This is a genomic window from Nocardiopsis sp. iso_25 (genome assembly GCF_056173305.1).
Genome location: NZ_CM149667.1, coordinates 5072804 through 5086429 on the forward strand (window position 1 = coordinate 5072804; position 13626 = coordinate 5086429).

Consider the following 13626-nt stretch of genomic DNA (forward strand, 5'->3'; position numbering starts at 1 on the left):
AGAACGTGGACACCACGACGCACGCCATGAAGGACGGCGCGGTCACCGACGAGTTCGACCACGCCGCCGGAGCCTACGACCGGCTCGTGGGCGCCAACCCCGGCTACCACGCGCACCTGCGGGTCTCCGCCAGGCGGCTGGGCCTGCCCTGGGACGGCACGGGGCTGCGCCTGCTCGACCTCGGGTGCGGCACGGGCGCCTCCACCGCCGCCCTGCTGCGCGCCCTGCCCCGGGCCCGGATCGCGGCCGTGGACGCCTCGCCCGGAATGCTGGAGGCGGCCCGCGCCAAGCGGTGGCCGGAGTCCGTCTCCTTCCACCGGGCCAGGGCCGAGGAGCTGACCCCCGAGTGGGCCCGGGAGCACGTGGGCGGTCCGGTGGACGCGGTGTTCGGCGCCTACCTCATCCGCAACTGCCCCGACCCCGACGCCCTGCTCGCCTCCGTGCGCGCGCTGCTCAAACCCGGCGGCCGCGTCGTCCTGCACGAGTACTCCGTGGCCGACTCGGTGTCGGCGCGGGCGGTGTGGTCGGCGGTGTGCTGGGGGGTGGTGATCCCGGCGGGCAAGGCGCTGACCGGCCGGGCGGACCTGTTCCGCTACCTGTGGCGCAGCGTTCTGGAGTTCGACGGCCGCGGCGCGCTGCTGGACCGGATGCGCCGCGCGGGCCTGGAGTCGGTGGCCAGCGCGCCGCTGCCCGGCTGGCAGTACGGGGTCACGCACACGTTCGTGGGACGGCGCCCGAACGGCGATTCGAGCGGCGCCCTGGAGAGCGCTCTGAACAGCGTTCGCAAAGGCGCTCCGAACAGCGCTCCGGGAGGCCGCGTTGACGAGCTCTGACGGCGGGGGGCGCCCCGGGGCGCGCCCCGCCTCCGACCGGTCCGGCCGTCCCCCCGGCGTCCGCGACCCCCTGGCCGAGGCCGTCCCGCCCGCCCCGCCGACCGGCCCCGCGACCGCCGGGAGGCCCCGCGCCGTCGTGGTCGGCGGCGGCATCGCCGGGCTGGCGGCGGCCTGCGCACTGGCCGAGCGGGACGTGGACGTGACGGTGCTGGAGCGCGAACCCTCGTTCGGGGGGCGGCTGCGCGGTTGGGCCACGACGCTCTCCGACGGTTCGCCCGCGACCATGACCCGCGGGTTCCACGCGTTCTTCCGGCAGTACTACAACCTGCGCGCCCTGCTGCGCCGCGGCGACCCCGGGCTCGACGCGCTGGTGCCGCTCACCGACTACCCGCTGGTGCACCGGGACGGGCCGCGCGACCGCTTCTCCGGGCTGCCCGCGACCCCACCGTGGAACGCGGCCGTCCTGGCGGCGACCAGCCCCAGCTTCCCGGCGCGCGACATGGCGCGGGTCAACCTGCCCGCGGCCCTGCAACTGTTCGACGTGGACGTGCCCGGCGTGTACGAGCGGCTCGACCACCTCAGCGCCCGCGACCTGCTGGACGCGGTGCGCTTCCCGCCCACGGCACGGCACCTGGCCTTCGAGGTGTTCACCCGCAGCTTCTTCTCCGACCCCGGCGTGCTGTCGGCCGCCGAACTCGCGCTGATGTTCCACGTGTACTTCCTCGGCTCGTCCGAGGGTCTGGTGTTCGACGTGCCGGGCTCGCCGTTCCCGCAGGCGCTGTGGGACCCCCTGGAGCGCTACCTGGCCAAGCGCGGGGTCCGGCTGCGGACCGGCGTGCTGGTCGAGGCGGCGGACCGGGCACGCGAGGGCGGGGAACCGGAGCGCCGGGAACCGCGGAGCCGGTTCACGCTGCGCGGGCGCACGGCCGGGGGCGAGGCCTTCGAGGAGGGCGCGGACGCCGTGGTGCTGGCCGCCGACCCCGCCGGAACCCGCGACCTGGTGGCGGCCTCGCCGGGACTGGGCGGGCCGGACTGGCGCGGCCGGGTGGCCCGGGTGCGCACGGCTCCCCCGTTCCTGGTGTCGCGCTACTGGCTGGACCGGCCCGTGCGCCCGCACCGGCCCGCCTTCCTGGGCACGGCGGGCTACCCCACCCTGGACAACATCAGCGTGCTGGAACGGTACGAGGACGAGGCCCGCGAGTGGTCCCGGCGCACCGGCGGGTCGGTGGTGGAGCTGCACGCCTACGCGCTGGAGGAGGGGTGCAGCCCCGAGTACGAACGGGACCGGCTCCGGGAACAGGCCGAGTCCGTCTACCCGGAGCTGCGCGGGGCCCGCGCGGTGGACGCCCGGCACGAACTGCGCGCGGACTGCCCGCTGTTCGCGCCCGGCAGCCACCGGGACCGGTGCGGGGTCACCACACCCGACCCGTTCGTGGCGGTGGCGGGCGACCACGTGCGCACCGACCTGCCCGTGGCCCTCATGGAACGCGCCGCCACCAGCGGTCTGCTCGCGGCCAACGCCCTGCTGGCGCGGTGGGGGCGGCCGGGGCACACGGTGTGGACCGTGCCCCGGCGGGGCCGGTCGGCGCCGCTGCGGGCGCTCGCCCGGTGGTCCAGGACGTCCTAGGGAGTGTTCCGCGGAGGCTTTCGGATCCGCGAGCGGCCGTCCGGGCAATCTCTCGCAAGACGGTTCGCGCGGGTCAGCCTGGTTGGCTTTTCAAGTGAAATCGGCGCAGCGAGAGGCAGCCCGGTGGTCGCGAGCCCGAAATGATCCGAGGAACACGACCTAGCGGCCCCGGCGGGTCAGCCGGGCCAGCGGCCGGTGCTCCTGAGCAGGTACCGGCGCTCCGCGTAGTCCAGGTCGTCCCTCCACAGGCGCCGGGCGGCCATCCGCATCACGGGGCGCACGACCGGACCCGCCAGCTTACGGGCCAGCAGGAAGCCGATCCGCTCCGAGCTGGCCACGGTCGCCTCGATGACCGCCGTGCGCGCCACGCCCTTGTCGTCCACGCCCAGCGGGGTGGCGTGCGTCTCCACCACGCTGCCCAGGCCCTCGCCCTCGATGATGCGCATGACCACCGTGCGGGGGTCCGGGCAGCGGAACTCCGCGCGCACCGGCACGCCCCACCGGCCCGCCACCCGGAACCCCACGTCCACCACCATGCGGTCCGGGTCGGGGTCGGCCCCCTTGGGCACCTCGGTCACCTTCAGCCCCACGAACGAGTAGGGGTGGAACCACGAGCCGTGCCAGGGGTCGAGCCGGTTGGCCACCACGTCCTCGGGTTCGCACCGCCCCGCCAGACTCTCCACCGCCACCAGGCTCCCCGGCAGCGCGGGGCGCTCGGGGACCACCGGCTCGTCCAGGGGCTCCTCACCGCCCTCCCGGTCCAGGCGCACCCACACCAGGACGCCGTCGTCGTGCACCGGGTAGGGGTCCCACCCGGGGAAGCCGCCGCCGTCCAGCGACAACCCGTGCCACCGGCACACCAGGCGCCCGGAGTCCACCGCGCCCCGGCACAGCGGCGCGCCCAGGTGCGGGCAGGCGCCCGGCCCCGCGTGCGCGGTCCCCTCCGGGGTGCGCCAGGCCACCAGCTCGGTTCCGGCCACGACGCGTCCGAACGGCCGGTCCGCGCGGACCTCGGTGCTCGCGGCCAGCACGAACCAGTTCCCCGAGGGCCGGGCGAGCGCGCGTTTGAGCGCCGACCCGATGACGGAGGGCGAGCCCTCCCGCCAGGTCGGTTCCTGCTTCCTCCACGTGGTGGCGGGCATGCGGCGCAGGGGAAGCCGCCGCGGTCGCGGGTCGGGCAGTGTCACGGGGTCCTCCAGGTACGTCGTTCGAGGGGGCGGGGGCGGACCGCGCGTCCTCAGCCGGTCCGCGGGCGCGGCACCCGGCCGCGCAGGGAGCGCGCGATCAGCGACCGCGCGAGGGCGGGTACGGCGGCGGCCGCCTTGCGGGTGTCCGAGACGCGGTGCCGGACGCTCCACACGTCGTAGTCGGCCGCACGCACCTCGTCCAGAATCGCGCGGTAGAGCCGGAAGGCGGTGGCGACACACGGGCGCGCCACGGGGGAGAGCATCGCGATGCCCGGTTCGGCCCGCCGGTAGAAACCCTGGTTGACCTCCACCAGGTCGGCGAGGGCCTCCCGCACGCGCGGGTGCTGCTCCCGGGCCCGCGCGCACTGCTCCAGCAGCTCGCGGTCCACACCGTGCGCGGCCAGCGCCTCCTCCGGCAGGTAGACGCGGCCGCGCCGCAGGTCCTCGGCCGCGTCCCGCAGGAAGTTGGTCAGCTGGAAGGCCTCGCCCAGCGCGGCGGCGTGCGGGGCCGCCTCCTCGCGCGGCGCCACCGTCCCCAGGACCGGCAGCACCTGGAGGCCGATCACCGCGGCCGAGCCGTACATGTACTCGCGCAGGTGCTCCAGGTCGCGGTAGCCGGCCACCGTCAGGTCCATGCGCATGGAGGCCATGAACGCGGTGAAGTAGGCGTGCGGCAGCTCGTACCGGTGGACCGTGTGCGCCAGGGCCGAGAGCACCGGCGCCGCCTCGGGGTCCCGGGCGGGTTCGCCGTCCAGGACCCGGGCCAGGTCGGCGTCGATGACGTCCAAGCGGGCGCTCTGGTCCGCGACCGTGGCGCCCGGCGAGGGCTCGTCGACGATGTCGTCCACCCACCGCGCGAAGCCGTACAGGGCGTGCACCCCGGGCCGGTGCTCGGGCGGCAGCACCCGCGTGGCCGTGTAGTAGGTGCGCCCGTGGTGGGCGTGCAGGGCCCGGCACCTGAGGTAGGCCTCCCGCAGCGGCCCGCCGGTGATCCCGGCCGCGTCGAGTTCGGCGGCTCCCGTGTTCATCGGCCGCCTCCGGTTCTGCGGACCACCTCGGCCGCGGCGAGCTTCCCCGAGATCAGCACGGTCGGCACGCCGACCCCCGGTGTGGTCCCGCACCCGGCCAGGACGGCGTTGGAGGTGCCGGGGACCGTGTTGCGCGGACGGAACGGCCCCGTCTGGGCGAAGGTGTGCGACAGCGAGAACGGCGTGCCGTGCGCGAGCCCCTGTCGCGCCCAGTCCGCCGGGGTGACCAGGTGCTCGGCCCGCACGGAGGCGTCCAGCCCCTCCAGCCCGCGCTCCTCCAGGACCCCGACCAGGCGGTCCCGGTAGCGCGGTCCCTCGCGGTCCCAGTCGATGCGGCCCGCCGCCAGGTTGGGCGCCGGGGCGAGCACGTACAGCAGGTGGCGCCCCTCCGGGGCCAGTGACGGGTCGGTGAGGGTGGGCTGGGTGACCAGCAGGGAGGGGTCGCTCATGGTGCGGCCCTCGCGGATGATCTCGGTGAAGGTGCGCTTCCACGCGGCGCCGAAGGAGATGGTGTGGTGGCCCAGCCGCTCCCAGGTGCGGTCGGTGCCCAGGTGCAGCACGACCGCCGAGGGCGAGTAGCGCGCGGCCACGGGGCGCCGGGGCTTGTGGCCGAGCAGCCGGTGGGCGGCGGGCAGGTCCGCGGTGAGCACCACCTGGTCGCAGGCCAGGCGCTCGCCGTCCGCGGTGACGACGGCGCTGACGCGGTCGCCCGCGCGTTCCAGGCGCGCGACCTCCTGGCCGTAGCGGACGGCTCCCCCGGCCTTGGCGACCGCGCCCGCGAGGGCGTCGCCCAGGGCGCGCATCCCTCCCCGGGGGAAGTACACTCCGGCGACGGTGTCCATGTAGGCGATGACGGCGTAGGCGGCCAGGGCGCTCTCCGGCGCCACCCCCGCGTACAGCGACTGGAAGGAGAAGATCCGGCGCAGCCGCTCGTCGCGCACGTGGCGGCCCACGGCCGGGGCCAGCCTGCCGAAGCCGCCCATCGCGAGGAGCCGGAACAGGTCGGGTCGGACCAGGTCCAGCGGGGACCGGAACCGGGCGTCGATGAACGAGCGCATCTCCACCCGGTACAGCCGGGTGAGCCAGTCGCGCAGCCGCAGGTAGCCGTCGGCCTCGCGCTGCCCGGCCACCCGGGCGACCTCGGCGGCCATCGCCTCGCGCTCGGTGTGCACATCGATCACCGAGCCGTCGGCGAAGGAGGCGCGGTAGGCGGGGCTGAGGGGCACCAGGTCCAGCCGGTCGGCCACGGTCTCGCCGACCGCGCCCAGCGCCTCGTCCAGGAGTTCGGGCATGGTGAGCACCGTGGGGCCGGTGTCGATCTGGAAGCCGTCCAGGTCGAGCCGCCCCGCGCGCCCGCCCGGGTGCGCCTCGCGCTCGACCACGACGACCTCGCGCCCCGCGCCCAGCAGGTGCAGGGCGCAGGCCAGGCCGGACAGGCCCGCGCCCACGACGACCACGGGACCGCGTCCGCGCGGCCCGGGCCCGGACCGGGGCGGAGGCGGCGGCTCGGGGGTCTCCTCAGGCACGGTGGTGCTCCTCTCCGGTGTTGCGGATACCTTCCCCGCCTGGCGGGTCACACACGGTCACGGGCGATCCGGGAGGCCAGGCCGCCCAACCCCTCCAGCACGTGGGCGGGCGCGTCGAGCCCCTCCAGGCGCGCCCGGCCCTGTTCGACGAGTTCACGGCACCTGGCCCCGACCAGGTCGCGCGCGCCGAGGCGGTCCAGCGCGTCGGCCACCTCCGCGGGGTCCACGTCCTCGTCGGGCAGGCCGATCCGGTCGAGCAGCCGCAGCGCGGCGTCGTCCCCGCGCTCGCGGGCCAGGCGGGTGCCGGTCACGAGCAGCAGCGTGCACTTGCCCTCGCGGATGTCCTCGCCCACGGGCTTGCCGGTCCGGGAGCTGTCCCCGTAGACGCCGAGCAGGTCGTCCCTGAGCTGGAAGGCGATGCCCACGTCCCTGCCGTAGCCGCGCAGGGCCCCCACCACCGCCGGGTCGGCCCCGGCCATGGCCGCGCCCAGGTGCAGGGGGCGTTCGACGCTGTAGGAGGCCGTCTTGAGCAGGTCCACGCGCAGGGCGGCCTCCTCCGAGCGCTCCCGGCGCGCCTGGGCGCGCACGTCGAGGAACTGCCCGGCCATGATCTCGGTGCGCAGGTCACGCCACACGGCCCGGGCCCGGACTGGCTCGGGCACGCCCGGCAGGGCCTCGTTGAGCATGTCGTCGGCCCAGACCAGGGCCAGGTCGCCCACGAGGACGGCCAGCGCCTCCCCGTAGCGGCGGGAGTCGCCGACATGGCCGTCCCGCTCGTGTTCGAGGGCGTGCGCGGCGTGTACCGAGGGGCGGCCCCGGCGGGTCGGCGAGCCGTCCATGACGTCGTCGTGGACGAGCGCGCAGGTCTGGACGAGTTCGACCGCGGCGCAGGCCTGGCGGGCGGCGCGGGCCGTCTCCCCCGAGGGGGCGCCTCCGCCCGCGAGCCACCCCCACCAGGCGAGCAGGGGCCGCATCCGCTTGCCGCCGTCCAGGGTGAAGCGGACGGTCGTACCGGCCAGGCCCCGGCCGAAATCTCCGTCGAGGTCCTCCGAGTCGCGGAGCCTGCGCTCCAGGTAGTCCTTGAGCGACTCCTCCAGGGCGGAACGCTCGTCGGCGACTCCGGCGTCCGGCGGGCGCGGGTGCCTGTGGGTGTTCAGGATGGGATTGACGGTGTCCTCCCCGGGTAGCATCCGGACAATGCAACTCGGTTTCCATGAATCTTGGCAACCGAACTACTTCCCCCTCTGCGAGGGTCAAACCCTTCGCTGGTGGAGGGGTGCGCCTCCCGGAGAGGGTTTGTGCGTCCCGGTGGCGCTTAGAATTCCAGGAACGGCCGGAGCCACCGGCCACGAACGCGAGAGAGGAACCATGGACACCGCGTCGGCCGCATCCTCTCCGACCGGCTTCGAAGGGTCCGGAACCGCGGATCCCGAGGTCGGGTCGCGGGCCGAACTCTACGACGCGTTGCAGACCGACGGGCAGCGACTCGCCGTACGGCTCATCCGCATGCTGCACCGGATGGCGGAGCGCTCGGGGATGAACCCGACCGACTTCCAGTGCTACACGCTGCTGCGCGTGGGCGGTTCCATGACGCCGGGCGAGATCGCCGACAGCCTGTGCCTGTCCACCGGTTCGGTGACCGGGGTGATCGACCGGCTGGAGGCGCACGGCCTGGCCGAGCGCACCCGCCACCCCGAGGACCGGCGCAAGGTCGCCGTCCGGCTGACCGGCGACGCCGCGCGCCTGGGCCCCGCCACCGCGCCCGGCATGCGCGAGGCGATGACGGCCGCGCACGCGGACTACTCGCTGGAGGAGCTGGCCACGATCACGGACTGGCTGGACCGGATCGGCACGGCTCTGGACCGGCTGTCCGCGAAGACGGAGCCGTGAGTCCGAAGGGGCGGAGGTGGCGGCCGTGAGCATGGCACCCGCAGGGGACGAGCGGAACGGGGGTGACCTCTCCTACCCCGATACGTGCGGACATATGCAGTCATGTGTCCAATCAGGGCCCATGGCACCGCAAGGGATATTTCTCCGCTCGTAGGACAACACTCCACGATTGTGCGGTTGCTTCACGAAAAGGCTTCTGGCATCTACCATCCCACGGGACATGTCCGTGGGCCGGTGTCCGCACCGGTCCGTCATCCCCCGACCAGGGACAGCGATCCTCCGGGGCTGGGAAGGAGCCAGCATCTCATCCCTACGCGAGTACATCCGAGAACACACCAACCCCACCGTCTTCGGGGTTTCCGGGGTCGTGATCCTCGCCTTCGTCATCGTCGGCATCGTGGCCACCGAGCCGATGCTCGACGCGGCCACCGCCACGCGCGACTGGATAGGTGAGAAGCTGGGCTGGGTCTACGTCCTGTCCACCACCTTCTTCCTGGTGATGGCGATCTTCCTCATGCTGAGCCGGTTCGGGAAGATCCGGCTGGGCCCGGCCGACTCCAGGCCCGAGTTCGGGACGCTGGCCTGGTTCGCCATGCTGTTCACCACCGGCATGGGCATCGGCCTGGTGTTCTGGGGGGTGTCGGAGCCCATCCACCACCTGACCTCGCCGCGCTCGGCCGAGTTCGTCACCCCCGAGGGCGAACCGCCCCCGCCCGAGGCGGCGAGCGAGGCGCTGGCCCTGAGCTACTTCCACTGGAGCTTCCACCCCTGGGCCATCTACATCGCGCTCGGCCTGTCGCTGGGCTACTTCGCCTTCCGCAAGGGCCTGCCCCTGCGCCCCGCCTCAGCGCTCTACCCCCTCCTGGGCGACCGGGCCTTCGGCTGGCCCGGGAACGTCGTGGACATCCTCGCCATCTTCGGCACGATCTTCGGCCTGGCCACCTCGCTGGGCCTGGGCACCCTGCAGATCAACGGCGGGCTCAACCACGTCTTCGGCATCCCCACGAACGCCACCGTGCAGTCGGTCATCATCATCCTCATCACCGCGATCGCGCTGGCCAGCGTGCTCTCGGGCATCGACAAGGGCATCCGCCGCCTGTCGATGATCAACCTGTGGCTGGCCTTCCTGCTGCTGGTGGTCGTCTTCGCCCTGGGACCCAAGCTGTGGATCGCCAGCATCATGACCACCGGCACGGGCGAGTACCTGAGCAACATCGTCGAGTGGAGCCTGGCCTTCCCGAGCCCGCTCATCGACGAGACGGCGGCGGCCTGGACCACCGCGTGGCCCATCTTCTACTGGGGCTGGTGGATCTCCTGGGCCCCGTTCGTGGGCATCTTCCTGGCCCGCATCTCCTACGGCCGCACCATCCGCGAGTTCGTCATCGGGGCGCTGTTCGCCCCCGTCGCCGTGTCCATCCTCTGGTTCGGGGTGTTCGGCGGCTCCGGCCTGTACTACGAGCTGTTCGGGGACGCCGGACTGAGCGCGCTGAGCGAGGAGGACCGGTCCTTCCGCCTGGTGGAGCTGCTGCCCGGGGGGCCGCTCATCGGCGGCATCATCTCCGTGCTGCTGATCATCGTGGTGGCGGTCTTCTTCATCACCTCCTCCGACTCCGGTTCCCTGGTGGTGGACACGCTCGCCAGCGGCGGGAGCCTCAAGCCGGTCAAGGCCCATCGCGCCTTCTGGGCGATCAGCGAGGGCGCGGTCACCCTGATCCTGCTGGTACTGGGCGGGGAGAACGCGCTGTCGGCGCTCCAGGCCGCGTCGGTGGTCACCGGACTGCCCTTCGCGATCATCCTGCTGCTCATGGTCTGGGGCCTGATCAAGGCGCTGTCGGATGAACCCAGGCCCGGCAGCCCCAGGGAGCAGCGCGCCGAGGACCGGCCCCGGTCCGACCGCTCCCCGGAGAACCAGGCGCGCGACTAGATTCCCGTCAGCATGAGGAAAGGAGGCCGCCGTGGCGCCGAAGAAGTTCCACAACCCCTTCCACGGTGTGGTGGACATGATCACCGAGATGAACCGCATCTCCGACAGCATGTCCTCGATGGAGACCGGCAACGCCGGTGAACGCGAGCGCGGGCACGCCGACGCGTGGAGCCCGCCCACCGACATCCTCGCCCGGGGCAACGACCTGATCGTCCGCTGCGAGGTCCCCGGGGTCCAGGAGCAGGACGTGGCCGTGAGCCTGAACAACGGCATCCTCACCATCAGCGGCGAGCGCCGCCGGGACGGGGACGACGTCGTCTACTACTCCTCCGAGCGGTTCATGGGCACGTTCCGCCGGGAGATCAGCCTCCCGGAGGCCGTGGACGAGGAGGACATCGAGGCCAGCTACGGCGAGGGGCTGCTGGAGGTGGTGGTGCACGGCGCCGCCAACGCCCGCGGGCCCAAGCGCATCGCCGTCCGCAAGCGGACGCCGAAGAGGTCCTAGCCACGCCCGACGGGGCGGGTCCGGCACGGCCGGGCCCGCCCCGTCGGCGTGCGCGGACCGGTTGTGGCGCGGTGCACCCGGACGCCGGGAACCGGACGGCCCCGCGATCCGACCCGTAGGGGGAACGGCCGCGAGAACGCGGCTCGTACCCCCGGAGGGAACATGGACCGCATCCGCACCAGCCGTACCGCATGGGCCGCCCCACTGCTCTGCCTCGGCCTCACCCTCACCGCCTGCGGCGGGGCGCAGGAACAGGGCGCCGCCCCCGCGGAGGAGGCCGCCGACAGCGCGGCGACCGCCGCCGACGCCTTCTCCGTGACCGACCCCTGGATCAAGGCCGTCACCGCCGAGGAGGGCATGACCGGCGTCTTCGGTGTGCTGGCCAACGGCTCCGACGAGGAGATCACCGTCGTCTCGGCCGACTACGACGCGGCCGGGCTGGTCGAGCTGCACGAGGTCCTCTCCGAGGGGACCGACGCCACCATGCGCGAGAAGGAGGGCGGGTTCCCGATCCCCGCCGGGGGCAGCGCCACCCTGGAGCCCGGCGGCGACCACATCATGCTCATGGAGCTGACCGAGGACCTGCGGCCGGGGGCCGAGGCGACCGTCACCGTGGAGTTCTCCGACGGCTCCACCACCGAGTTCACCGCCGCGGTCAAGGACTACGCCGGGGCCAATGAGGAGTACGAGGGCGGTCACGGCGAGGGGCACGGCGACGGGGAGCACGGCTCCGGGGCGGAGGGCGAGGGCGGCGAGGCGCACGGGGACGAAGGGCACGGGGACCACTGATGGGCGGCGAGTCCCGACTCAGCCGCAGAGGGCTGCTCCTGGGCGGCGCGGCGGCCGGTGCCGGCGCGGCCGGGGGCGCGCTCGCCCACCGGTGGGCCGCGGAACCCGCCCCGGCCCCCCAGGCGCCCCCGCTCAACGGCACGCTGACCGTGCCGTTCCACGGCGTGCGGCAGGCGGGCGTGGAGACCCCGCCGCAGACGCACGGCACCTTCGTGGCGCTGGACCTGGAACCGGGGGCGGACGCGGACGCGGTCGGCCGGCTCCTGCGGCTGCTCAGCGACGACGCGGCCCGCCTGTCCCGGGGCGAGCCCGCCCTGGCCGACACCGAGCCCGAACTCGCCCTGGTCCCGGCCCGGCTCACCACCACGTTCGGGTTCGGGCGGGGTCTGGTGGAGCGGGTGGACCCCGACGCGGTGCCGGACTGGCTCGGGCCCCTGCCCGAGTTCGGGCACGACCGGCTCGACCCGGCCTGGGGCGAGGCGGACCTGCTGCTCCAGGTGTGCGCGGACGACCCCGTGACCGTCTCCCACGCGGTGCGGATGATGCTCAAGGACGCGCGGGCCTTCGCGCGGGTGCAGTGGACGCAGAGCGGGTTCCGCCGGGCCCACGGCTCCCAGCCCGAGGGCACCAGCATGCGCAACCTGATGGGACAGGTGGACGGGACGGTCAACCCGGCGCCGGGAACCGGGGACTTCGACCGGTTGGTCTGGGGCGGGGACCCGCCCCGGTGGCTCAAGGGGGGCACGAGCCTGGTGCTGCGCCGCATCGCCACCCACCTGGACACCTGGGACGAGCTGGACCGGCCCGCCAGGGAGGCGGTCATCGGCCGCCGCCTGGACAACGGGGCGCCGCTGACCGGTGCCGAGGAGCACGACGAGGCGGACCTGGAGGCCACGGACGCCTCCGGGCTGACCGTCATCGCGGACTTCGCGCACATCAGGCGGGCCCGCACCGACGACCCGGACCAGCGGATCTTCCGACGCGCCTACAACTACGACGAGCGCGGCTCGGGCGGCGAGGAGGCGGGGCTGCTGTTCGCCTCCTTCCAGGCCGACCCGCTGCGCCAGTTCGTGCCCATCCAGCGGAGCCTGGACGAACTGGACCTGCTCAACGAGTGGGTGACCGCCGTGGGCTCGGCGGTGTTCGCCGTCCCGCCGGGCTGCGCGGAGGGAGGGTACGTGGGGCAGACCCTGCTGGAGGGGTGAGGCGCCCCGGGTCCCCGGGAGCGGAACCCGCCGGAGGGGCCGCCGAGCAGGCGGAGGGGCGGGACGCCCCGGTCCCGGAAACCGCGTCCGGCCCCCGGGGCCGCGTGAGGGGGCTCTTCCGCGCGGGCGACCGCTCGGCCCACCCCCCTGGGCGGGGACCCGGAACGGATGCGACGATGAACCCATGACGGAGCGGCCACCCCTGCGCGCGGCCCGCGCCGGGGTGTTCGCCTCGGTGTGCTCCGCCGTGTCCGTCGGCGGCCACGCGCTGTCCTCCGAGCACGCCGTCCCGCTGGGCGGGCTGCTCGTCGGCGCCGCTCTGGTCTACGCCTCCGCGTGGGCCGCGACCGGCCGCGAGCGCGGGCTCGGCGCGATCGCCGGATGGATGGCGTGGGGCCAGCTGGCCCTGCACCTGGTGTTCTCCACGGCCCAGGCGGCGGGCGCCCACGGCGCCCACGCTGCCGATCCCGCCGCCGTGGAGGCCGCCTCGGGCGGCGCCGAGATGCTCCTCGCCCACCTCGTCGCGGGCGCCGTGTGCGCCTGGTGGCTGCGCCAGGGCGAGGCGGCGCTCTTCGCCTACCTGCGCCTGGCCGCCGCCGCGCTGCTGCCCGTACTGGTGCTCACGGTCCCGCGACCGGTGCCCGAGCGGGTGCCCTCGGCCCCGCTCCCCGAGCGCGAGACACCAGCCCCGGCCGCGCCCTACCTCCGGCACAGCCTGGTCCTGCGGGGACCGCCCGCGGCGTAGGCCGTGTTCGACCGCGCCACCGGCCGCCGCGCGGCGGCCGGCGCCCGCGAACACGCGCCGGGCAGCTGACCCGGCCCCGCCCGCGCCCGCGCCGCCGGTGCGCCCTGCGCCCCGACGACCGCGTTCCGCGGGGACCGGCTCCGAGCCGTCCCCGCGCCGCACCGTGTCCCCGGAGGGCACGACCGCGCGGTCCCGGCTCCGCCCGGGCGGACACGGGCGTCCGGGTCAGCGTCTTCACGCCGCGTCCTCCGCACCGCCGCGCCCACGCGCGTGCGTCCGGAGGCGTGTCCGGCCCCCGCGTGCCCGGGTCCGGTCCCCCGTCGGGGACCGGCCGCGCACGCTCCCGTCACCGCGCGCACCACCGCCC

The 13626-nt window shown here is 74.6% G+C and carries 12 protein-coding genes; 8 read left to right on the top strand and 4 right to left on the bottom strand.

Going from position 1 to position 13626, the window contains the following annotated elements:
• The first annotated feature begins 5 nt into the window (after positions 1–5).
• Both AC0VX6_RS21790 and AC0VX6_RS21795 read left to right on the top strand, forming a co-directional pair.
• Positions 6–833 (top strand): class I SAM-dependent methyltransferase, encoded by an 828-nt coding sequence (locus tag AC0VX6_RS21790; protein WP_274974433.1) that lies wholly within the window; start codon positions 6–8, stop codon positions 831–833.
• A complete protein-coding gene (locus AC0VX6_RS21795; RefSeq protein ID WP_475465866.1) occupies positions 820–2460 on the top strand; it encodes an FAD-dependent oxidoreductase in 1641 nt (546 codons plus the stop codon). Before AC0VX6_RS21790 ends, AC0VX6_RS21795 begins: the two co-directional genes overlap by 14 nt.
• Positions 2461–2636: 176 nt before the next feature.
• On the opposite strand, the gene AC0VX6_RS21800 is transcribed toward AC0VX6_RS21795, so the two are convergent.
• The 4 genes from AC0VX6_RS21800 to AC0VX6_RS21815 all read right to left on the bottom strand — a co-directional run bounded on the left by AC0VX6_RS21800 (position 2637) and on the right by AC0VX6_RS21815 (position 7391).
• The gene (locus AC0VX6_RS21800) at positions 2637–3647 is read right to left on the bottom strand and encodes a DUF5914 domain-containing protein (protein ID WP_274974435.1); all 1011 of its coding nucleotides are present in this window, start codon (positions 3645–3647) and stop codon (positions 2637–2639) included.
• Positions 3648–3697: 50 nt separating this feature from the next.
• Positions 3698–4675, bottom strand: a complete 978-nt coding sequence (locus AC0VX6_RS21805; RefSeq protein WP_475465867.1) for a phytoene/squalene synthase family protein — start codon at positions 4673–4675, stop codon at positions 3698–3700.
• On the bottom strand, positions 4672–6132 hold the full coding sequence (crtI, locus tag AC0VX6_RS21810; protein ID WP_274978216.1) for a phytoene desaturase family protein: 1461 nt from the start codon (positions 6130–6132) through the stop codon (positions 4672–4674). Before crtI ends, AC0VX6_RS21805 begins: the two co-directional genes overlap by 4 nt.
• Before the next feature lie 116 nt (positions 6133–6248).
• On the bottom strand, positions 6249–7391 hold the full coding sequence (locus tag AC0VX6_RS21815) for a polyprenyl synthetase family protein (RefSeq protein WP_274974436.1): 1143 nt from the start codon (positions 7389–7391) through the stop codon (positions 6249–6251).
• A gap of 178 nt (positions 7392–7569) precedes the next feature.
• On the opposite strand from AC0VX6_RS21815, the gene AC0VX6_RS21820 reads away from it, so the two are divergent.
• From AC0VX6_RS21820 to AC0VX6_RS21845, 6 genes are all read left to right on the top strand, one after another.
• Positions 7570–8091, top strand: coding sequence for a MarR family winged helix-turn-helix transcriptional regulator (locus AC0VX6_RS21820; RefSeq protein ID WP_274974437.1), 522 nt, complete (start codon positions 7570–7572; stop codon positions 8089–8091).
• A gap of 367 nt (positions 8092–8458) precedes the next feature.
• Positions 8459–10015, top strand: a complete 1557-nt coding sequence (locus AC0VX6_RS21825; RefSeq protein WP_475465870.1) for a BCCT family transporter — start codon at positions 8459–8461, stop codon at positions 10013–10015.
• Positions 10016–10046: 31 nt separating this feature from the next.
• On the top strand, positions 10047–10520 hold the full coding sequence (locus AC0VX6_RS21830) for an Hsp20/alpha crystallin family protein (protein ID WP_274974439.1): 474 nt from the start codon (positions 10047–10049) through the stop codon (positions 10518–10520).
• A gap of 162 nt (positions 10521–10682) precedes the next feature.
• Positions 10683–11309 (top strand): copper chaperone PCu(A)C, encoded by a 627-nt coding sequence (locus AC0VX6_RS21835; RefSeq protein WP_475465872.1) that lies wholly within the window; start codon positions 10683–10685, stop codon positions 11307–11309.
• On the top strand, positions 11309–12514 hold the full coding sequence (locus tag AC0VX6_RS21840) for a Dyp-type peroxidase (RefSeq protein ID WP_475465873.1): 1206 nt from the start codon (positions 11309–11311) through the stop codon (positions 12512–12514). The genes AC0VX6_RS21835 and AC0VX6_RS21840 overlap by 1 nt, the downstream gene beginning before the upstream one ends.
• 184 nt (positions 12515–12698) lie before the next feature.
• On the top strand, positions 12699–13259 hold the full coding sequence (locus AC0VX6_RS21845; RefSeq protein ID WP_475465875.1) for a hypothetical protein: 561 nt from the start codon (positions 12699–12701) through the stop codon (positions 13257–13259).
• Positions 13260–13626 lie beyond the last annotated feature (367 nt).